20 protein-coding genes are annotated in these 20264 nt (G+C 70.4%); 2 read left to right on the plus strand and 18 right to left on the minus strand.

Features of this window, described 5'->3' with window-relative positions; translation table 11 throughout:
• Window positions 1-52: 52 nt before the first annotated feature.
• The 8 genes from DO944_RS12520 to DO944_RS12555 form a co-directional block, all read right to left on the minus strand.
• Window positions 53-1864, minus strand: a complete 1812-nt coding sequence (locus DO944_RS12520; protein WP_112617454.1) for an ABC transporter ATP-binding protein — start codon at window positions 1862-1864, stop codon at window positions 53-55.
• Window positions 1861-3696, minus strand: a complete 1836-nt coding sequence (locus DO944_RS12525) for an ABC transporter ATP-binding protein (RefSeq protein ID WP_112617455.1) — start codon at window positions 3694-3696, stop codon at window positions 1861-1863. Before DO944_RS12525 ends, DO944_RS12520 begins: the two co-directional genes overlap by 4 nt.
• Before the next feature lie 308 nt (window positions 3697-4004).
• Window positions 4005-4550, minus strand: coding sequence for a methylated-DNA--[protein]-cysteine S-methyltransferase (locus DO944_RS12530; protein ID WP_112617456.1), 546 nt, complete (start codon window positions 4548-4550; stop codon window positions 4005-4007).
• The gene (locus DO944_RS12535; RefSeq protein WP_112617457.1) at window positions 4547-6061 is read right to left on the minus strand and encodes an AlkA N-terminal domain-containing protein; all 1515 of its coding nucleotides are present in this window, start codon (window positions 6059-6061) and stop codon (window positions 4547-4549) included. Before DO944_RS12535 ends, DO944_RS12530 begins: the two co-directional genes overlap by 4 nt.
• 141 nt (window positions 6062-6202) lie before the next feature.
• The gene (locus DO944_RS12540) at window positions 6203-6859 is read right to left on the minus strand and encodes a hypothetical protein (RefSeq protein ID WP_112617458.1); all 657 of its coding nucleotides are present in this window, start codon (window positions 6857-6859) and stop codon (window positions 6203-6205) included.
• 4 nt (window positions 6860-6863) lie between these two features.
• On the minus strand, window positions 6864-7565 hold the full coding sequence (locus DO944_RS12545; protein ID WP_146752042.1) for a hypothetical protein: 702 nt from the start codon (window positions 7563-7565) through the stop codon (window positions 6864-6866).
• Between the two features lie 3 nt (window positions 7566-7568).
• Entirely contained in the window at window positions 7569-9260 is a 1692-nt protein-coding gene (locus DO944_RS12550; RefSeq protein WP_112617460.1) for an alpha/beta hydrolase, read from the minus strand.
• Window positions 9257-9550: a hypothetical protein gene (locus tag DO944_RS12555; RefSeq protein ID WP_112617461.1), complete on the minus strand. Its 294-nt coding sequence runs from the start codon at window positions 9548-9550 to the stop codon at window positions 9257-9259. The genes DO944_RS12550 and DO944_RS12555 overlap by 4 nt, the downstream gene beginning before the upstream one ends.
• Window positions 9551-9801: 251 nt before the next feature.
• On the opposite strand from DO944_RS12555, the gene DO944_RS12560 reads away from it, so the two are divergent.
• Window positions 9802-11229, plus strand: coding sequence for an NAD(P)/FAD-dependent oxidoreductase (locus tag DO944_RS12560; RefSeq protein ID WP_112617462.1), 1428 nt, complete (start codon window positions 9802-9804; stop codon window positions 11227-11229).
• A 27-nt stretch (window positions 11230-11256) separates the two neighbouring features.
• On the opposite strand, the gene DO944_RS12565 is transcribed toward DO944_RS12560, so the two are convergent.
• The 8 genes from DO944_RS12565 to DO944_RS12600 form a co-directional block, all read right to left on the minus strand.
• Window positions 11257-12066 carry a hypothetical protein gene (locus tag DO944_RS12565; protein WP_112617463.1) on the minus strand — a complete coding sequence of 270 codons (810 nt, stop codon included), beginning with the start codon at window positions 12064-12066 and terminating at the stop codon, window positions 11257-11259.
• Complete coding sequence (locus DO944_RS12570) at window positions 12063-12713, minus strand: hypothetical protein (protein ID WP_146752043.1); 651 nt, start codon at window positions 12711-12713, stop codon at window positions 12063-12065. The genes DO944_RS12565 and DO944_RS12570 overlap by 4 nt, the downstream gene beginning before the upstream one ends.
• Window positions 12714-12820: 107 nt before the next feature.
• On the minus strand, window positions 12821-13303 hold the full coding sequence (locus DO944_RS12575; RefSeq protein ID WP_146752044.1) for a hypothetical protein: 483 nt from the start codon (window positions 13301-13303) through the stop codon (window positions 12821-12823).
• 32 nt (window positions 13304-13335) lie between these two features.
• Entirely contained in the window at window positions 13336-14010 is a 675-nt protein-coding gene (locus tag DO944_RS12580; RefSeq protein WP_112617466.1) for a hypothetical protein, read from the minus strand.
• A 10-nt stretch (window positions 14011-14020) separates the two neighbouring features.
• Window positions 14021-14662, minus strand: a complete 642-nt coding sequence (locus DO944_RS12585) for a hypothetical protein (protein WP_112617467.1) — start codon at window positions 14660-14662, stop codon at window positions 14021-14023.
• On the minus strand, window positions 14662-15789 hold the full coding sequence (locus DO944_RS12590; RefSeq protein ID WP_112617468.1) for a hypothetical protein: 1128 nt from the start codon (window positions 15787-15789) through the stop codon (window positions 14662-14664). Before DO944_RS12590 ends, DO944_RS12585 begins: the two co-directional genes overlap by 1 nt.
• Window positions 15786-16088: a hypothetical protein gene (locus DO944_RS12595; protein WP_023955668.1), complete on the minus strand. Its 303-nt coding sequence runs from the start codon at window positions 16086-16088 to the stop codon at window positions 15786-15788. The genes DO944_RS12590 and DO944_RS12595 overlap by 4 nt, the downstream gene beginning before the upstream one ends.
• A gap of 64 nt (window positions 16089-16152) precedes the next feature.
• Window positions 16153-16440, minus strand: a complete 288-nt coding sequence (locus DO944_RS12600) for a WXG100 family type VII secretion target (RefSeq protein WP_112617469.1) — start codon at window positions 16438-16440, stop codon at window positions 16153-16155.
• A 394-nt stretch (window positions 16441-16834) separates the two neighbouring features.
• Between DO944_RS12600 and DO944_RS12605 the strand changes: the two genes are divergently transcribed.
• Window positions 16835-18295, plus strand: a complete 1461-nt coding sequence (locus DO944_RS12605) for an HNH endonuclease signature motif containing protein (protein WP_258524713.1) — start codon at window positions 16835-16837, stop codon at window positions 18293-18295.
• A 900-nt stretch (window positions 18296-19195) separates the two neighbouring features.
• On the opposite strand, the gene DO944_RS12610 is transcribed toward DO944_RS12605, so the two are convergent.
• Both DO944_RS12610 and DO944_RS12615 read right to left on the minus strand, forming a co-directional pair.
• The gene (locus tag DO944_RS12610; RefSeq protein WP_146752045.1) at window positions 19196-19747 is read right to left on the minus strand and encodes a hypothetical protein; all 552 of its coding nucleotides are present in this window, start codon (window positions 19745-19747) and stop codon (window positions 19196-19198) included.
• Window positions 19748-19821: 74 nt separating this feature from the next.
• The gene (locus DO944_RS12615) at window positions 19822-20262 is read right to left on the minus strand and encodes a hypothetical protein (protein ID WP_146752046.1); all 441 of its coding nucleotides are present in this window, start codon (window positions 20260-20262) and stop codon (window positions 19822-19824) included.
• Between the last annotated feature and the right edge of the window lie 2 nt (window positions 20263-20264).

Genomic DNA, 20264 nt, shown 5'->3' on the forward strand with positions numbered 1-20264 from the left:
ACGCACCGCCCCCGGTACGTTCTCGCGGGGGCGGTGCGTTCTCGGCGTGAGCTCAGACGAGCGACTCGCGCCAGGCGCTGTGCAGCTGGGCGAACTTGCCCGTGCCGGCGATGAGCGCCGCGGGGGTGTCGTCCTCGATGATGCGGCCGTGCTCCATCACGAGCACCCGGTCGGCGATGGCCACCGTCGACAGGCGGTGCGCGATGATGATCGCCGTACGGTCGGCCAGCAGCGTGCCCAGGGCCTCCTGGATCTGCCGCTCGCTCGGGATGTCGAGCGACGCCGTCGCCTCGTCGAGGATCAGCACCGCCGGGTCGGCGAGGAAGGCTCGCGCGAACGAGATCAGCTGACGCTGCCCGGCCGACACGCGCCCGCCGCGCTTGTTGACGTCGGTTGCGTATCCGTCGGGCAGCCGCTCGATGAACTCGTGCGCCCCGACGGCCTTCGCCGCCGCCTGGATCTCATCCATCGTCGCGTCGGGCTTGCCGAGCGCGATGTTGTCGGCGACCGTCCCGCTGAACAGGTAGGCCTCCTGCGTGACCATGACGATCGCGCGGCGCAGATCTTTCGGATGCAGCCGGCGCAGGTCGACGCCGTCGAGCGTGACCCGCCCCTTCGTGGGGTCGTAGAACCGCGCGACGAGCTTGGCGAGCGTCGACTTGCCCGCACCGGTCGTGCCGACGAGCGCGATCGTCTGCCCCGCGGGCATGTCGAGCGCGAAGTCGGGCAGGATCGTCACGGCATCCGAGTAGCCGAACGTCACGTCCTCGAACCGCAGGTGCCCGCGGGCCTCCCGCAGCTCGACGGGATCGGTCGGGTCGGGGACCGTCGGGTCCTCCTCGAGCACACCCGAGACCTTCTCGAGCGCCGCCGTCGCCGACTGGTACGAGTTGAGGAAGAACGCCACCTCCTGCATCGGCGCGAAGAAGTTCCGCACGTACAGCACGGCCGACAGCAGGAACCCGAGGCTCAGCGTGCCGTCGACGACCCGGAATCCGCCCCAGGCCAGCACGAGGGCGAGCGAGACGGATGCCACGGCCATGAGCGCCGGCTCGAAGGTTCCGAACAGGCGGATCGAGCGCATGTTCACATCGCGGTAATCGCTCGACAGCCCCCCGAACTCGGTGTCGTTCGCGGGTTCTTTGCGGAACGCCTTGACCGCACGGATGCCGGTCATCGACTCGACGAACTTCACGATCACCTTCGCGCTGATGACGCGCGACTCGCGGTAGACGACCTGCGACCGCAGGTAGAACCAGCGCATGAGCAGGAACAGCGGGATGCCCATGACCGCGAGAATGACGCCCGACTGCCAGTCGAGCAGCAGCAGCGCGATGAGCGTGAATCCGCCGTAGAGCAGACCCGAGACGAGCTCGTTCAGGCCGCCGTCGAGCAGTTCGCGGATGGTGTCGAGGTCGCTCGTCTGACGCGAGATGATGCGTCCCGACGTGTACGACTCGTGGAACTCGAGGCTGAGGCGCTGCGTGTGGCGGAAGATGCGCTTGCGGAGGTCGATCATGACCGCCTGGGTCAGGCGTGCCGCCACCACGGCGTACCAGCCGATGAGCGCGGCGCCGCCGACGGCGGTGATGAGGAAGACGACGACGACCGCGATGGTCGGCATCCAGTCGGCCTGCTCCTGCACGGCCGGCAGCGCGTTGGCGATGCCCCAGCCGACGAGTGCGGGGCCCGCGACGCGCAGCGCCGTCGAGACGACGAGCACGACCGCCGCCAGCGCCAGCTGCATGCGCAGCGGGGAGACCAGCGACCCGAGCAGACGCAGCGAGCGTCGCCGGATCTCTCGGCTCTCCTCGCGGGTGTAATCGGAGCGGTCCTCGCCGCTCGTCCCGGTGACGGTGCTCACAGGGTCACCTCCGCTTCATCGTGTCGTTCATGGTCGTGGCGGTCCTGCTCGTCCTCGAGGCTCGAGATCACGTGCCGGTAGTGCTCGCTCGTGCGCAGCAGCTCGGAGTGGGTGCCGACCGCGGTCACCCGCCCCTCCTCGAGCAGCGCCACACGATCGGCAAGGGTCACGGTCGAGGGGCGGTGCGCGACGATGAGTGCCGTCGTGTCGGCCAGCACCTCGCGCAACGCATCTTCGACGAGCGCCTCGGTGTCGACGTCGAGCGCCGACAGCGGGTCGTCGAGCACGAGCACGGCCGGGCGCGCGGCCACGGCTCGGGCGAGCGCCAGGCGCTGCCGCTGTCCGCCCGACAGGCTCAGCCCCTCTTCGCCGATGACCGTGTCGACGCCGTTCGGAAGGGAGTCGACGAAGTTCGCCTGCGCGACCGAGAGAGCCTCGCGCATGACGCGCTCGGCCTCCTCGCTGCCGCGTTCGAGGTCCTCGCGACCGAGCAGCACGTTCTCTCGGACGGTCTGCGAGAACAGCGTCGCGTCCTCGAACGCCATGCCGACGTGACGGCGCAGCTCGTCGAGCCGCAGGTCGCGCACGTCGACGCCGTCGAGCAGCACGCGGCCTCCCGTGACGTCGTACAGGCGCCCCGGCAGCGTCGTGAGCGTCGTCTTGCCCGAGCCGGTGAGTCCGACGAGCGCCATCGTCTCCCCCGGCCGCAGCGCCAGGTCGATGCCGTCGAGCAAGTCGCGCTCGCTCTCGGGGGCGTCCTGGTACCGGAAATGAGCGCCCTCGAAGACGAGCTCGCCGCGCGGCTGCGCGATGGTCGCGGGGTTCTCGGGGTCGACGATGGTGTTCTGCTCGTCGAACACCTCGAAGATGCGGTCGGTGGCCGTCCGTGCGTCGACGAGGAACGAGAAGAGGAACCCGATCGACTCGACGGGCCAGCGCAGGATCGTCGCCATCGCGAAGAACGCGATCAGCGAGTCGACGCCGAGCTCACCCGCCTGCACGAGGTAGATGCCCGCGCCGAGGCACAGGGCGAAGGCGATGTCGGGCAGCAGCACGAGCCAGAACCAGATCCAGCCGACCGCCTTGGCCTTCTTGACCTCGGTCTCGCGCAGGGTCTCGGCCTGGCGCGTGAACTTCTGCAGGGCGTGTCCGCCGCGGCCGAACGCCTTCAGCACGCGGATGCCGTGGACCGACTCCTCGACGGCTGTGGCGAGGTCGCCCGCCTGGTCCTGGCTCTGCCGGGAGAGCAGGCCGTAGCGGTTCTCGAAGATGAATCCCGCGATCCACAGCGGGGCCGAGACCACGACGAAGATCGTGCCGAGCAGCCAGTGCCACCGGAACAGGATGATCGAGCCGACGACGATGGTGAGCATGTTCACGACGAGCAGGACGATGCCGAAGGCGAGCCAGCGACGGATGAGGCTGATGTCCTGCATCATCCGGCTGAGCAGCTGACCCGACTGCCAGCGGTCGTGGAAGGCGACCGGCAGCCGCTGCAGGCGCGCGAAGAAGTCGGTGCGCAGCTCGTACTCGACCTTGGTCGCGGGGGCGAGGACGAACCAGCGGCGCGCCCAGACCATGAGCGCCTCGAGCAGACCGAGGGCGAGCACCGCGCCGGCGCCGAGGACGATGAGCCACGGGTCGCCCGAGGCGATCGGGCCGTCCGGCCCGACGATCACCTCGAGGACGAGCGGGATGCCGAGAGCCAGCAGGCTCGCGATGAGCGCGCTGGCGAAGCCGAGGCTCAGCCGGGGCAGCACCGGTTTGGCGAAGGGGAGCAGACGCGCGAGCGCGCGCGGCGTGGACAGACGAGGGGGCGTCGAGGAAGTCATGATCCTGAGGTGTGTCGAGCGGATGCCGAAGACGGCGAGGGGCGCGCGCGAGCGCGGCGAGGCGGGACCGGGGCCCCGCGGGAGGAAACGTCGGAAGCGGCGAGGCGCTTCCCGGAGCTACCGGGCGATTCCTCCGCGTGCGGGGCGTCCGTCAACCATGATGAGGAGAGCGACGGACTTCGTGATGACGATGGCCGGGGACATGGCTTCCTCCTGAGGTCGAGCGGACAGAGCACCCGCTGCACACACGGGAGCCCTCCAGGCTATACCTGAGTATTCGCTGAGTGCAAGGAAAAACTGGCGCCGGCTCAGCCGCTCAGCCGCGCCTCGCGCGTCAGGAGACTCTGCTTGACCTCGACGCCCCAGGCGAACCCGCCGAGCGCCCCACCGGTGCGGAGTACGCGGTGGCACGGCACGAAGAGGGCCGCGGCGTTGCGCGCGCAGACGGATGCCGCGGCACGCACGGCTCCGGGAGAACCGAGCGCCGCCGCGAAGCCGGTGTAGGTCAGCGGCTCGCCCGGCGTGATCCGCCGGAGCGCCTGCCAGCCGGCGCTTTGCATCGCCGTGCCCGACTGGCGCACCGGCACCGCGTCGATCGCCGCGAGGTCGCCGGCGTAGTACGCGGCGACCGCGGCGGCGGCATCCGTGGGGGCCTCGACGACCCGCATGGGGCGGACGGCGGGCCGGAGCCGATCGACGATCGCGACCGGGTCGGCCGTCCACCCCGACGCGAGCACCTCGCCGCGCGCCTCGAGGATCGTGAAGGGACCGTCGGGCGTCTCGACCGTCTGGATCGAAGCGGTCTCGACCCGGGTGGCGTCGATCGGGGCGGGGGCGTGGGAGACGGCGGTCATGCTCGGGCCTTTCGGGACGGCGGGAGGGTCGGCTCGGTCGCGCTTTCGCGCCACGCCTGCGTGACGGGGGCGGCGTACCAGAGGTGGGCCATGAGGTAGCTGCGCCAGGGGGCGGCGCGTTCGGCCCAGGCGACCAGCTCGGACGGGCCGGCGGGGATGCCGGCGGCGGCCGCCCCCGCGCGTGCCGCGACGTCGCCGGGCAGCAGGATGTCGGGGTCGCCGAGCACCCGCATCCGCACGTAGTCGGCGGTCCAGGGGCCGATGCCGGGCAAGGCGAGGAGCGCCGCGCGCTGCTCGTGCGTGTCGTCACCGGGAGACAGACGCAGCGAGCCGTCGGCGAGCGCGGTGGCGGCGCCGACGATCGCCCGGATGCGCGCCCCGGGCCCGCGCAGCACCTCAGCGCCGCGCTCGGCGATCGCCGCCATCGTCGGGAAGAGTGTCGCGGGGCCGGCGGCGGTCTGGACGGGCTCGCCGAGCTCGGCGGTCAGGCGCCCCTGCACGGTGCGGGCGGAGGCGACGCTGATCTGCTGGCCGATCATCGCGCGGATGAGCATCTCGTCGGGGTCCATCGCCGCGGGCAGGCGGACGCCCGGGATCCGCGCCACGAGAGGCGCGAGTGCGGGATGCCGCGCGAGGGCCTCGTCGATCGCCGTCGGGTCGGCGTCGAGGTCGAACAGCCGTCGGACCCGCGCGATGAGGGTGGACAGGTCGGCCAGCGAGGCCAGCTCGGCGCGCAGGCGCACGCGCCCCGCGTCATCCTGGCGCACCTCGAACCACGCCGGTCCCCCGGCGAGGCGGATCACGCGGGCGAATGAGCGTTCGTCGCCCGACTCGACCCCGGGGATGGCGTGGGCCCGCATCCATCCGAAGAGGCCCGCGGCGTCGAACGGCTCGCGCACCGGGAGGACGAGGTCGATGCGGCCCGGCATCCGCTCCCCCGCCTGCCGGCGCGCGCGCAGCTGGCCGGGAGGCATCGCGAAGACCTCACCGACCGTCTCGTTGAACTGCCGCACGCTCGCGAACCCCGCGGCGAAGGCGACGTCGGCGATGGCGAGGTCGGTGTCGACGAGCAGGGCGCGTGCGGTGTGAGCACGGTGCGCGCGGGCCAGCGCGAGGGGTCCGGCCCCCAGCTCCGCGGTGAGCAGTCCGGTGAGGTGACGCGACGAGTAACCGAGACGCGATGCGAGCCCCGGAACGCCCTCGCGATCGACGACCCCGTCGGAGATGAGACGCATCGCTCGCGCGGCGAGGTCGCCGCGGAGGTTCCACTGCGGCGACCCGGGCGTGGCCTCGGGCAGGCAGCGTTTGCACGCGCGGTATCCGGCCTCGTGAGCGGCGGCGCTCGTCGGGTAGAAGGTCACGTTGGCGGGCTGAGGTGTGCGCGCGGGGCAGCTCGGGCGGCAGTAGATGCCCGTCGAGCGCACCGCCGTGACGAACTGGCCGTCGAAGCGGCGGTCGCGCGCGTCGATGGCGCGATACCGCTCGTCGAAGGTCATCCCGTCACTGGTCATGCCCCCAGCCTGACACGCTCCGCCGACACCGGCTCGCGGAAATCGGACACGACCGTTCCGAGGTTTTGCTGCGTCGACTCGCCACAGAATGCGGATGCCGCCCCTCCCCCACCCGCACTTTCTGGCGAGTCGACGAGGAGGTCAGCGGGGCGGGGGCAGGATGGGCGCGCCGGTGGCGTCGTAGTGGAGGGGGCTGCCGGGCGGGAAGGAGAACTGCGGCACCGAGGACGGCCCCTCCGTCGCGGGAAGCCGACGCCAGACGTCGTCGGGATACTGCTCCTCCCCGAAGATCGCAGTGAGGATCTCCGAGCTCGACCCGGGCGTGCAGGCGGTCTCGCTGGAGACGAGCACACGGCCATCGACCGGACGGATCACCACCACGGTGCGCGCGGCATCGCTCTCGCCCACCACCGTCACTTCCCGCGCATCCCCTGAACCCCGCTCGACGGTCCCCGCGTCGACACCGAGCTGGGCGAAGCCCTCGGATGCCGCCGCCGCGATCTCCGCGGCTTCCCGGCCCGGCAGATCGAGCGCGCGCACCGCCGTGAACGAATATCCCGTGTCCGAGCTGACGCCCAGCTGACATCCGCTCGGGCGGGCTCCGTACTGTCCCTGGTCGACTCGCCAATCGATCGGCTCGATGGCCATGATCACCGTATGCAGCTCGTCGGCCATCGCCGTGAACTGCTCGCGCGCCCGGGGGTACGGATCCGCGTCGGGCGTACCGGCGCACGCACCGGTCAGGCCCGCAGCGGCGACGATCGTCGCGACGACGGCGAGACGCTGACGAGCGCGCACGCGATCAGTCGCCGCTGGGCTGCGGCTGCACGGGGTTGCCGGACTCGTCGTAGTACAGCGGCCCGTCGGGCGGGAACGAGAACGACGGCTCGGATGTCGGACCGTCGAAGGCCGGGAGCCGGCGCCAGACATCCGCGGGCAGCCGTTCTTCGCCGAAGACCTGCGTCGCGAGGTCGTGCGCTGATCCGGGCGCGCACTCCGTCTCGGCCGACACCCTCACCTGGCCCGTTGCCGGGCGAATGGTGACCACAGTCCGCTCGGCGATGCCGCCTGTCGCGACGACGGTCACCTCGCGCGCATCTCCCTGCCCACGGTCGGCGGTGTTGCTGTCGATACCGAGAGCATCGAAAGCGCCCGTGGCCGCCTGAGCGACCTCCAGCGGGTCACGGCCGGGAAGCTCGATCCCGCGGACCGCCACGAGACGATACCCGCCCTCTTCGCTGAGGCCCGACTGGCACCCGGTCGGGTGAGCACCATACGCGCCGTCGACCACACTCCACTCGGCCGGCTCGATGGCCATGATGACCGAGTGCACGCCGGTCGCGAGCGCCGTGAACCGCTGCTCGGCCTGGGCGTACGTCTCACCGGACTCGCCGCCACCGGCGCCTCCGGTCGATCCGGGATCGCCCTGCCCACCGCATCCGGTCATCGTCAACACCAATCCGACGGCGAGCGCCGTCATCGTCATCCGCGAGGTCGATCTCATCAGTCACGTCCGGTAAGGGTCAACGGGCAGCCACTCCAGCCAGTCGGGCAGATCCCAGAAGCCGCTCTCGCTGCCTTCGCCGTCCATCTCCGTCCCGGGCTCACCGGTCAGGATGATCTGCTGGATGTTGTAGAACGACTCCGATCCTTCCACGAGGTATCCCTCGCCGTCCCCGGACGGAAGCGGCCCGTTCCCACCCGAATGCGCGGCATGCCCAGGTGTCGGGGCGAGGTCCTCGCCGTCGGCGCGGCCACCGTCGCTGCCGAACTCCGTCATTCCCGGAAGAGTCTCCGGTACGGTGCCGTGCGCGCCACCCCAGCTCGTGTCGCGGCCGATCCGCGCCCAGGCGTCGTTCTCGGACAGCGTCGCGTACATCCTCAGGCCCTCGGCGTTCTGAAGGTTCGACAAGATCTGCGGGTCGCTCGGGAATCCGGCCGATCCCACCGCGATGAACTGGTCGACGCCGAGAGCGTCCGGGCGTGACCCGATCGCGAGGGCGGCGGTGGTGCTGCCATAAGAGTGCGCGATGACGGCCTTCTCTGCCGCGGGGTGCACTGCGTCAAGACCGAGCAGAAAGGCACGAAGAGCCGGAGCGCCGTCGTTCGCCCGCTGCATGGACGGCTCCTCTGCGACGGTGGGCGAGTCGTACCCGAACCACACGACACTCGCGATGTTCGACCCGGCGGCGTTGAGCGCACGCGCAGAATCGCCCCATTCGCCCATCCCCGTCACGTTCGACAGCATCCCGGGCACGAGCACGTTGATGTCGGTCGCGGTCGCGAGGTCGCCGTACGCGAGAGCGGCCGTCACCTGAGCCGACCCGTCCGGATCGAACGAAACCAGAAGTGGCGGCGGTGCACCTTGCACGAGGGTGTTCCAGAGCGCGTCGATCTGGTCGCCGAACTCTCCGGTCAGGTTGGAGTTGTACAACGCCTCCAGGCGCTCTCGGTTGACCCGCCCGCGGACGTCGTAGGGGATGCCGTCGAGGTTGCCGATGATGTCGGGATGCGCTCGGGCGATCTCGTCCTGCAGCTCGGGGTGTGCGAGCCACAGCTCGAGCACCGCCTGCGGGGTGTCCGCCGCGAGCAGCTGGTCGAGCAGGTTCTGCGCCTGCGACGTCATCGCCGGCCCCGCACCGCCGGCGAGCTCGGCGAGCGCCGCGTCGTAGGCCGCATCCCAGGCGGAGTAGTGGCTCTCGAACTGCTCCCACAGATCGGCCAGATCGCGCGCCGCGGCATCCCGGGCGGCGACGGCATCCTGCGCCGCATCGTTCGCGCGCCGGACGTCGGCCGGCTCGCCGGAGCGCGAGGTCCACAGCGCGTTCAGCCCCGCTTCATCGGCTGCGGCTGATGCCGATGCCAACGAAGCGTGGGCGGACTCGATGTCGTCGATGAGCCGGTTCGCCGCCTCCGCCGACGACGAGAACGCGTCCGCGTACCGCTGCAGCACCCCCGCGAGAAGCTCCGCCTCGGCGATCTCCGCGGCCAAGGCGCTGGCGACCTCCTGCGCTTTGGAGCGAGCCGACCGGATCGATGCACCGACACCGTCGAGGTCGGTCGCGGACTGGACGGTCGTACGGAGTTCACCGAGCGAGCCGGCGACACGGCTGAACGCGCTGCTCCACCAGCTCATCGACCCGGGATTGCCCTCGAGGCGTTCGAGCGGGTAGCCGCGGTTCGGGGAGGTGAGGGTCACGGCTGCTCCTGCCCGGTGAGCTCGACGTCGAGGTCGGAGTAGCGCGTCGCGATCGCGGTCAGCAACGCGCCGACCTCGGATGCCGCGGTCGTGCGCTCGAGCACGGCGCGATTCAGTCCGCTCAGCCGCCGGTTCATCTCGAGACGGAGCGCGACCCGGTGCGCGGGGTTCTCGACACCGGTGTCGTCGCCTTGGATGTCGGCGTTGTCCATCACCGCGCTCGAGACCCGCGTCTGGATCGCATCCGCGGCGCTCGTGAGCGCGTGATAGTAGATCTCGACGTCTGACATCGGGCCCCCTCCGCCGGCTCGGTCCGGCCGACGCTCACACGCTATCGGGGGCCTGGACGCCGCGTCGATGGGGAGAACTCCCCTGCGTCGCCGGCCGACGAATCGCCGCCCGACCGGACCGCGCACAGGCTCAACCCCATGCCATCCCCGCCCACGGGTCGGATCGAGCCGCTCAGCGCGTTGGCGGCACGCGCGACCCCGCTGAGCGCAAGTGCTGGCGCACAGCCCGCAACCGGGGTTAGCGTCGCGACATGAGCGAACGCACCTACGACCTCGTCGTCATCGGAGCCGGTCCCGTTGGAGAGAACGTCGCCGACCGCGCCGTGCAGGGCGGCCTGAGCGTCGCCATCGTCGAGAGCGAACTCGTCGGCGGCGAGTGCTCGTACTGGGCGTGCATGCCGTCGAAAGGTCTGCTGCGAGCCGGCGCCGCCCTCCGCGCGGCGCGCGCGGTCGACGGTGCGAAGCAGGCTGTGACGGGCGAGATCGACGTCGCCGGGGTGCTTCGCCGCCGCGACTCGCTGACCTCCGACTGGAACGACGCGTCGCAGGTCGAGTGGCTCCAGGGGGCCGGCGTCGACCTCGTCCGCGGGCACGGCCGCCTCTCCGGCGAGAAGCGCGTCGAGGTCACCGGACCCGACGGCTCGCTCACCACCCTCATCGCACGTCACGCCGTCGCGGTGTGCACCGGTTCGGCGGCTCTCCTCCCCGATATCCCCGGCCTGGCCGATGTGTCTCCGTGGACGAGCCGCGAAGCGACCGCCGTGCAGGAGGTCCCGGGCTCGCTCGCGATCGTCGGCGGCGGTGTCGTCGCCGCGGAGATGGCCACGGCGTTCGTCGACCTCGGCAGCGAGGTGACGCTCATCGCGCGCAGCCGGCTGCTCGGACCGATGGAGCCCTTCGCGGGCGACCTCGTCGCGCAGTCGCTGACCGACCGCGGCGCGCGGGTGCTGCTGCACACCGACCTCGTCTCCGCCCAGCGCGTCGACGACGGTCAGGTCGAGCTCGAGCTGTCGAACGGCACGCGCGTCCGCGCCGACGAGGTGCTCGTCGCGACCGGTCGCGTCCCGCGTACCGACGATCTCGGGCTGGATGCCGTCGACCACCAGCCCGGCTCGTGGCTGGATGTCGACGACACGATGCTCGTCCGCGGATCCGACTGGCTCTACGCGGTCGGCGACGTCAACCACCGTGCCCTCCTCACCCACCAGGGCAAGTACCAGGCCCGCGCGGCGGGCGACGTGATCGTCGCGCGGGCGACCGGGGGCACCATCGACGACGCCCCATGGGGCGCGCACGTCGCAACCGCCGACCACGGCGCCGTGCCGCAGGTGACGTTCACCGATCCCGAGGTGGCATCGATCGGCGAGACCGAGGCATCCGCGCGTGCTGCGGGACGCAACATCCGTGTGCTGGATTACGACCTCTCGTGGATCGCGGGCGCGTCGACGCGGTCTGACGCCTACTCCGGTCAGGCGCGCGCGATCGTCGACGAGGACCGCGGCGTTCTCATCGGAGCGACGTTCGTCGGGGCGGATGTCGGCGAGCTGCTGCAGGCTGCGACGATCGCGGTCGTCGGCGAGGTTCCGCTCGCGCGATTGTGGCACGCCGTGCCGGCGTACCCGACGCTCAGCGAGGTGTGGCTGCGCTTCCTCGAGACCTACGGCCGCCCGAACGTCTGAGCCGGTCGGCCCGCCGCAGCCACCGGCTCACGCGCGCCGCTCGGCGTCGAGGAGGAACAGCGTTCCCGGCTCGCACCCGAGGGCCTGCTCCAGGGTGCCGGCGTCGATCAAGCCGCGCTCGTGCAGCACGGCGAGCGCGGCGTTGCGGTCGTCGACGATGGCCTGATGCTCACCCGCCGGCAGCACCGCGATGCGGGCGCGGATGTCGCCGACGCTGAGGCCTGTCTCGGGCGCGCCCTCGCCGTCGCCATCGGGCTCGCGGACGCGGAAGCGCAACAGCATCCCGAGGGCTGCCAGCCCGGCGACGCCGAGCGCGATGAGGACCGGAACCCGCCACTGCTGCCACCCCGTGTAGTCGTCGAGCTCGGCGACGCCGGGCATCGTGCCCAGCGCGAGAAGTGCCATCGCCGCCGCCACGAGGTGGATGGAGAACTCCGGCCACGAGAACCGGGCGCCCCGGACCAGCCAGATGACCAGGAGGGTGGCCTGGCTGACCGCCGCGACGGTGAACATCGCGCCCGCGATCGGCATCGCCCGCTGGGCCTCGATGCGGTGGAAGTCGAAGCGGTCGCCCATGAGCACGGCGAGGCCCGCGATCGGTGCGAAGAACGCGCCGATCACGAGGGACCACAGCACGACGTCGAGGATGCGATATAACGATGACCTCTTCGCGTTCGCGTGCAGGCGGTGCGCCATCGCGGCGCCGTCGGCGCCGAAGTGCTGGAAGATCTCCGGATGCCGCTGGTAGGCCACAGCCTCGAGCTGCGCGAATCGGACGTCGGCGGCGAGCGAGTGGCCTTCCGCCCAGCCGCGTGCCGTGGTGCGGAGGAAGCTCATGAGCCACCGCCGTAGGGGGCGACGGGAGACTCGGTGGACGCGGGCGGAGGTTCGATCGGCGTTCCGTCCTCGTTCCAGTACACCGGGCTGCCGTCCTCGGGGAAATAGAACCGGGGTTGCCAATCGGGCCCCTCGAAGGCCGGCACGCGCAGGGCGAGTCCGGGGTAGGAGATGCCGGCGAAGACCAAGTCATACAGCTTCGCGGCGTCACCGGGGAAGCACCCGGGTTCCGCGGTCACTCGGATCGTGCCCCGCGCAGGGCGTATGGTCACGACGCCACGACCGACGGGACCACCCGTCGCGATCACGTTGACTTCCCGGCGGTCTCCCTCGCCGTAGGTCGTGGTGGTCGCCGTCATGTCTGCGGCATCGAAGGCAGCGGATGATGCCGCCACGATCGCCTCGATATCCGGCGCATCCTGCTCCAGCAGTCGGGCCCACGAGAAGGCATACCCGTCGGAGCCGCTCTCTGTCCGGCACGGGATAGGCGAGGCGCCCCACGACCCCTGATCCACCTTCCACTCACCATCGTGGATCGCCATGATCACCGAATGCATGGTCGTCGCGTACGAGAGGTATCGATCCTCGCCGTCGCGGTACAGCGCATCTCCCGTCGGTGCTTCGGCTGCGGAACTGCATCCCGTCATGATCACTACCATTCCCGTGGCCAGCGCCATGGCAAACGTGCGTCGCGCTCGCCCTGTCGCGCGGAGGCGGTATGAGCTGCTCCGCGAGTGCCCCAGCCGGCCCGCCGTCATCGCTCACCAATCGAGGAACGTCGGGAGAGCATGGCGATGCCCACGACCAGGATGACGACCGCGAGAGCCGAGATCGGGGCCGCGGCCCATTGCGCACCCCAGACCATGTCCCCCGTACGCACGCCGCGCTCCGGCGTCATACCGGCGAACAGGACCGCAGCGATCGCGGCGGCGATGCCAGGCCCGATAAGACCGCGCAGACCCGGCACATCGTCGCGACGAGCGGTCGCCACCGAGACGACGGCCAAGACCACGGATGCACCGGCTAGCGCGATCAGGACTCCGGCGGGTATGACGAAGAGCGGATACGGCGCCGCGACGGCCCACTTGGCCCTTGTGGACTCGCTGACCTGCCCGCCCGAGAGGATCAGCGACCCCACGAGGAATACGATCAGCGCAGCGGGAGGAACCACGCCGACGATCGCAGAGGCACGCGTGGCGAACGCGTGCCCGCGGCTCGGCGGCGACGACGGGACCACGGTGTCAGCGTATGCGGCAGATGGAGCGCGTGTCAGCGAGCGCGCACCGAGCGTGTGAGCCACGACCACAGCGGGTCGCCCGCACTCAGGCCGTTGACGATACGCAAGACGCCGCCGCTCTGCCCGATTCCGCTGAGGGCGCCGCAGATGCCGACGAGCAGGGCCGGCACCGTGAAGATCGAGACGCCGGCGCCGAGGTCGCGTATGAACACTGCGACGCCACCCACAGCGACCAGCAACGCGAGCGCTACCGTGAGCAGGCGGACGAGGATGCGGGGCTCGAGGTTCACTGTTCGCGCCTGCACCCACCCGGCGGCTCGCGGCGCGCGCTGGCCGTTCACGTACGGCGCGCGCAGCCAATACGAGGCTGCGCGAGTAAGTGCACGGCCGCTGCGCCACAGCGCCACGAGCAGCGCTGCCCCGGCGAGGGCGACCCCGGCTGAGATCGCGATGGCGATGACGGTGTCCGGTGTCACGACGCCCATCGCCACGACGGTCGCGACCAGCCCGCCCGCGAAGAACACGCCGCCCGCGGCAGCGACGAATCCGACGATTCCGAGCGCCCAGCGCGACCATCGCTCGTAGTCGGCACGCAGGACGGCGACAGCACGATCGGCTTCGGACGGCCCCGCGGATGCCGCAGGCTCCCCCGCCTCGCCTGTCTCGAGGAGCGGGCGGGATGCTGCCTGAATGAAAGCGAACGCCATGGACAGAATGCTACGTGGCGACGGGCTCGGGCTCCGCGGGCTCGGCGCCCTCGGGCAGAGCCTGCGTCGTCGTGAGCGCGAACGCGACGTGCAGCGCCAGCTCGGCCGACTGCTGCGGGTCGGAGCACAACCCCATGACGACGGCTGTGCCCGCGCCGCCGGGAAGACGGATCTCGCCGACCGCGGTGAGGTGCGGCATCCCGCCGTCCGTCGACGCACCGAGGGTGATCGTGCCGACGCGACCGTCCGGGGTGGTGAAGCTCTCGCTGCGCCCGCCCTCGCCGAACCGCGCGAGCGGGAGCAGCCGGTGGAAGGCCGTCGCGGCGGCGTCGGTCTCGGCCGCCCCCGGCACCACGTTCGTGCAGAGGAAGAATGCCGCCGGGCGCTCGCCCAGCGTCAGGGAGACACCGGCGAAGGCGAAGGCGGTGTCGGCGAACAGCTCGACGCCGGCACGGAAGCCGTCGACGATCGCGTCGCGCGCGGCATCCGGGAGCCAGCCCTCGGCACTCACGAGGTACCAGTCGAGCCACTCCTGCGGCGAACGATCGCCGAACGAGCGGAACTCGATCCACCCCTGGGGCACGCGCTGCCAGACCCGCAGCGGCGCACCCTCAGCCGCGATCGGGTCGAGCGTCGCCTCCTGCTCGGTCATCAGACCTCCTCGTCGGTGCGCGGACCGTTGCCACGCAGGGTGTTGTTGAACCGCTCGGAGAGGTTCTGCCACGGCCCGGTCAGACTGTCGACGAAGTCCGTCCCCTTGCTGTGGGCGTCCATCGCGCTGTTCACGGTCCAGTAGGTGTTCGCGACCATGTTCGGCAGATTGACGTTGAGCGCCACGGCGACGCTTCCCGCCGCGGCCCCACCGCCGGCGATCGCCGGCGTCATGCCCTGGATCGACGGGATGAGCACCTGTCCACCGGGGCCGATCAGCGCCTTCGCAGCCTGCCCGAGCGCGCCACCCGCCAGCAGTCCGAGGGCGCCGGTGGCGAACTCGGCGAACGTTCCGCGACCGGTCGCCCACTGCAGGCCGTCGATCGCGACGAGCGCGATGGACATGATGAGCGCCACCGTGCCGAGGACGGGGATGAAGAGCGAGAGGATCGCGATGATCGGCAGCGCCGCCCGGAGGATGTCCTCCAGGATCGGCACCACGTTGTCCATGAGCCAGTTGCCTGCGTCGGCGAGCCAGTCGCCGGCCGAGCCAAGGAAGTTCATGACCGGGTTGCCGGCGTAGGAGTTCAGCGTGTCGCTCGCGGAAAGCAGTGCTCCGGCCGCGGCGGCGGCGTCGGCATCGACCTCGTCCTTGAGCTGACGAGCGCGCGCGCGGATCGACTCCAGCTCGCCCTGCGCGTTCGCCAGCGCCGTCGACGCGTTCGACACGGCATCCGGGTCGGCGTCCTCGGCGTCTTTGTTCGCCTGCGCTTGCGCATGCGCCGATTCCGATGAGGCCACGCTCGCGGATGCCGCGGAGGCTTCTTCCGCGAGCGCTGCGGCACGACGCTGGTAGTTGGTGAGCTGATCGGTCCAGGTCGCGAGGGCGGTCCGCGATGTGCGCAACGCCTCTCCGGTGTCACTGAGGTGCGGTCGGAAGTCCTCGCTGAGTGCGGCGCGGAACGCCGTCGCCGACTTCCCGATCCAGGCGGCGTCGTCGGAGCCGTCCATCATCGAGAGCGCGTCATCGACACCGTCACAGCTGGTGGTGAGCGCATCCACGTATCCGGAGAGCGTCGCAACGTCTCCCGGGGCGGGGTCGAAGCCGAGAGCGGAGAAGTCGGTCACGACGCCGATCCTTCCTGCGGAACCATGCTGTTGCCGAGCTCGGTGTCGAGCTGCTGGAATGCCTCGAGAATGCCCTCGAGTCCCGTGCCCGCGTCTTCCGCATAGCGGGCGAGTTTGTCGATGCCGCCACCCCACGAGTCGTGGAGATCCTCGAGACGCCGCCGCAGCACGTCTTGGGGCACGGCCGCGCCCGACACGTTCGACATCGCTCGTGTCGCCCCGTCGAGAACATCCCGCATGTTCGCGTAAGCGTTGCGGCTGGCGCGCATCGCGCCGTAGTCGATCCGCACGTCGACCATGGTCACCTCCGAGAATCGAGCGGAGCCGAGGCGCCCAGGACGCCTCGGCTCCGAGAAGACGAGATCAGCTGCCGGCGAGCTGCTGGTCGAGGTCCTGGATCGCGCGCATCATGCCCAGCAGCGACTCGGACATGTCGTTGATGCCATCGACCGCGTTCTTCAGACCGGTGGTGAGCTCGGAGTAGCCCTCACCGAACTTGCCCGACGCGTGCTGGGTCTTGAAGTCATCGCCCAGAAGCGTGTCGACCTGCGACTTCAGGGTGTCCAGCTGACCCTGAATGTCATCACGAGCCTGCGCCAGCGAACTCGCAACCTGCTCCATCTCGCCATAAGATGCACCGAAATCAGCCATGACGGCCCTCCTGAAAGTAGATGTCCCGACCCCCCTCCGGAGCCGACACAGAAAACCTATCGGCACCGATCGGCCCGGGTCGATGGGGAGAACTCCCCATCTGGGAATGTGCTAGGCAATCGCTTTCCTCTGGCAGCCCGGGCGCAGTCTCGCCCTTCATGCCGAGAGGACGCGGCCAGGCCAGCTAGAACGATCCCGGCGGGAACGATGTTGACGGCGGGGATGACGATGAGAGAACCCCAGGCGCTCGGGGGAACTCCCCACCGGTCCGAACGGGCGTGACGCGTCAGGTTCGGACGGCTGCGCTGCGGCATGTTCCGACGGTCGATCGCGCGGATGCCGCAGCCTGTGGACAGTTCGGATGGATGTCGGAGGTCGGTGCCATGATTAGAACATGCCTTCGAATCACGGATCCGGCAGTGGGATGGGCAGCGACGCCGACGTCGCCGCGCTCGCGGCGTTGGTCGCGGATGCGGAGGTGGCTGCGGATGCCGTGCGGGCGGCGCAGATTCATGAGGTGAGGGTGCTCGCGGCGGCCGGGGTGCTCGCGGAGCAGCAGTCGGCGGGAGCGTCGGAGCGAGTGAAGGCGCGCGAGATGGCGCTGCGCGGGATCGCCGCCGAACTCGCCGGGGTGTTCGCGGCAACGGATAGGACATTGCAGCGTCGGATCGACGAGGCCCGGGATCTCGTCGACAACTACCCGCTGACGATGGCCGCGTGGGAGGCCGGGCGGATCGTGCGGGGCCATGTGCGCGTCATCCAGGATGAGGGATGCGCCATTCCTGTGGGTGACCGTGCGGAGTTCGAGCGTCTCGCGATCGAGAAGTGCGAACGCGACGCGCCGAACCGGGTGCGCGATGCGCTCCGCATGGTGGCTGAGCGGGTGCACCCGCGGTCGTTCACGGAACGGCATGAGGCGGCCGCCGCGGGCCGGTGCGTGTCGGTCAAGCCCGGGCCGGACGGGATGTCCGACCTGATCGCCACGCTGCCGACCGTGATCGCCGACGGGATCGTCGATCGGTTGACGCGGCAGGCACGGGAGATCATCAACGCGCGGCCAGGTGTCCGTGCCGGGGATGGCGACGCGGCCGCGGCGGGCTCGGACACGCTCGCCGCCGGTACGGAAGGACTACCGGCGGGCTCGGGCGGCGCCTTGTTCGATTCACCTGATGCGACGCCGTCGGCCGACGCGTCGTCGTTCATCGACGATGGCCGCAGCATCGACCAGGTCCGCGCCGACGTGTTCAGCGACCTGCTCCTCGCCGGAACCCCCGCCCTCGACCCGACCGCGACGGGTGACGGCGACGGCACCCTCGGCGCGATCCGCGCACACGTGCAGGTCGCCGTTTCCGCCCTCACGCTCATGGGAAACGACGAAGAACCGGCTGACCTCGCGGGACGCTCCCCCATCGACGCCGCAACCGCACGAGAACTCGCCGGGAACACGACCTCGTGGGATCGGCTCCTCACCCACCCGGTCACCCGAACGGCCCTGGAATGCGACGCGTACCGGCCCACGGCGGCGATGGTGCGGCTGTTGCGGGCGCGGGACCGGCACTGCCGGTTCCCCGGATGCCGGCAACCGGCAATCCGATGCGAGTTGGACCACACGATCGCGGCATCCGACGGCGGGAAGACACACGTCTGCAACCTCGCCGACCTCTGCAAACGCCATCACGACGTGAAACACCACACCCGATGGCGGGTGGTGCAACTTGCGGGCGGAACGTTGGTGTGGACCTCCCCCACCGGGCGGGTTTACCGCGAAGACGCACCACCACCCCTGGTCACCTTCACCATCCCAGACCCACCGGGTGCGGCCGGGCCGCCACCCGACACTCCGCCACCGTTCTGACGCGCATCTCCGCCGTTCCGACGCGCAGCGCCCGGGGGACGGAAGATCTCGGGATGCGGCTGGAAAGCGATCGTTTCGAGGCGACCGAATCGCAGATCCGCGTTCAAGGAATGATCGTCGGCCCAGTCGGTGGCACTGTCGTGGAAGAACGTCATCCCACGATCACGCTCTGCGGGCGATCATCGTCCAGGTGCGCGGCGGACGGGGTTATGCGTCTGCGCCTCGGCGACGACGACTCTTTGCGGACGAGGCAGCCACGCCGAAGAGCAGCACGACGAACGCGCCGCGGAGATGACTGCTGCCACCCATTGCTCACCGAAGAGGGTGTCACCCCACCGGGTGCCCCCGTCGGGGACGAGGAGGGAGAAAGCAAAAGCACTGACCATGGCCGCCGCCGTGGGACCCAGCACACCCCGCTGCCCCAACTCGTCGCCGGCTCGCGCACCGAGGGGCGACCACCAGCGCGAGAACCCCGGAGACGGCAGCGAGGCCGACCAGGATCGCCGTCTGCATGAGGAAGACCGGATAGGGGATGACGGGGTCCCGCTTCGTGTCCATCGGTGGGCTCACTTGGTCACCCGACAGCATGAGCGACCCGATGAGGTGAGAACGAGTGCGATCGGTGAGACGACGGTGATCACCGCATAGAGCGTTCGGCTCGCAGAGTGCGCTCGTCGTGGTGAGGCGGTCGGCTGCAGCACGGCGCCAGCCTACGACGACGCCATCGGACGAGGTCGCGGCGCGATAACCGCACCGTACAGTCCCGTACGCCAGGCGGCTGGCAGCATCGCCGGCCGGCAGCACGTACGCGGGAGCAGGAGCATCGTGGTGCCGGAGAACGATGCCGCCGCTCCCAGGGCGAGTGCGATCCACGACCCCGGTCAACTCTCCGCGGTCCGCTCAGTCTGCGGGCGGCGGGGAAGAGGGCAGCCGCGGCTCACCATCGGCGATGCCGAAGAAGATCGGGTCGGAGGGCGCCTCCTGCTCTGGGACCGGCCAATCCGGAATCGGATCGTCGCCATACATCATCCGGTCCAATTCCTCGATGTCGCCGGGCTGGCAGGGCGAGGTCGCGGTCAGCACCACGTTGCCGTTGTCGATCAACGTCACCGTCAACAGCGAGTACACCCCCTGCTTGCGCACGATCACATCACCCGACGACACCGTCCCGGACGCGAGATCCATACCCTCGACCTCGAAACCCGCCTCGACCAGATGCTGAGACACCGCCTCCCGTTTGTCCGGGATCTCCGCCGGATCGAGGCTCACCGTCCGGGTCAGATCGAACTTCCACCCGTCGCCGCACCCGACTCCCGACGGCAGCATCCCGTACGTCCCCACCTCCCAGGGCCCGTCGTGGACCGCTGCAAGCACTCCGTTCGTCGTCTCCCGGAAATCCAGATACAGGCTCTCCGCCCGCTCGAACAGTTCCTCACCTGTCGGTTCTGCCACCGTCGCCCCACATCCCGTCAGAACGGTGACCGCGAACGCGGCCGCCGTCGCACCGAACAGACTTCTCCGCATGCTCACTGCCGCACCTCATCGGCGCGCCGGGTGCGGGGCGATCGCACCGCGATGATGACGAGGAGCACGACCTGCGCCACGGCGAGTGCGAACCACAGCCGCAGTTGCGCTTCCGAGAACGACGTGCCCGCAGACGTTCCCACCACAGCGCGGTATCCGATCGCCGCGACCATTGCCACCGCGACGATCGTGGCGATGATCGCGGCATCCGTTCGCCTTGCCGCAGGCCGGACGACGGCCGCCGCGCCGAGAGCGAGAACCGCGACGACGGATGCCGTCACCATGATCGGAAGGGCGAGGCCGGGGTCGAGCCGGATACGCCGGAGCGGTGGATACATCACGGCAGCCGAGACGACCGCGGACGTCATCCCGGCGCCCGCGATCCACGCCCACCACCGCCCGCCCGCAGTGGCTGGCGACGCGCGGACCCGCCCCGACGACATCC

Source organism: Microbacterium sp. SMR1 (assembly GCF_003289625.1).
Classification (GTDB): Bacteria; Actinomycetota; Actinomycetes; order Actinomycetales; family Microbacteriaceae; genus Microbacterium; species Microbacterium plantarum.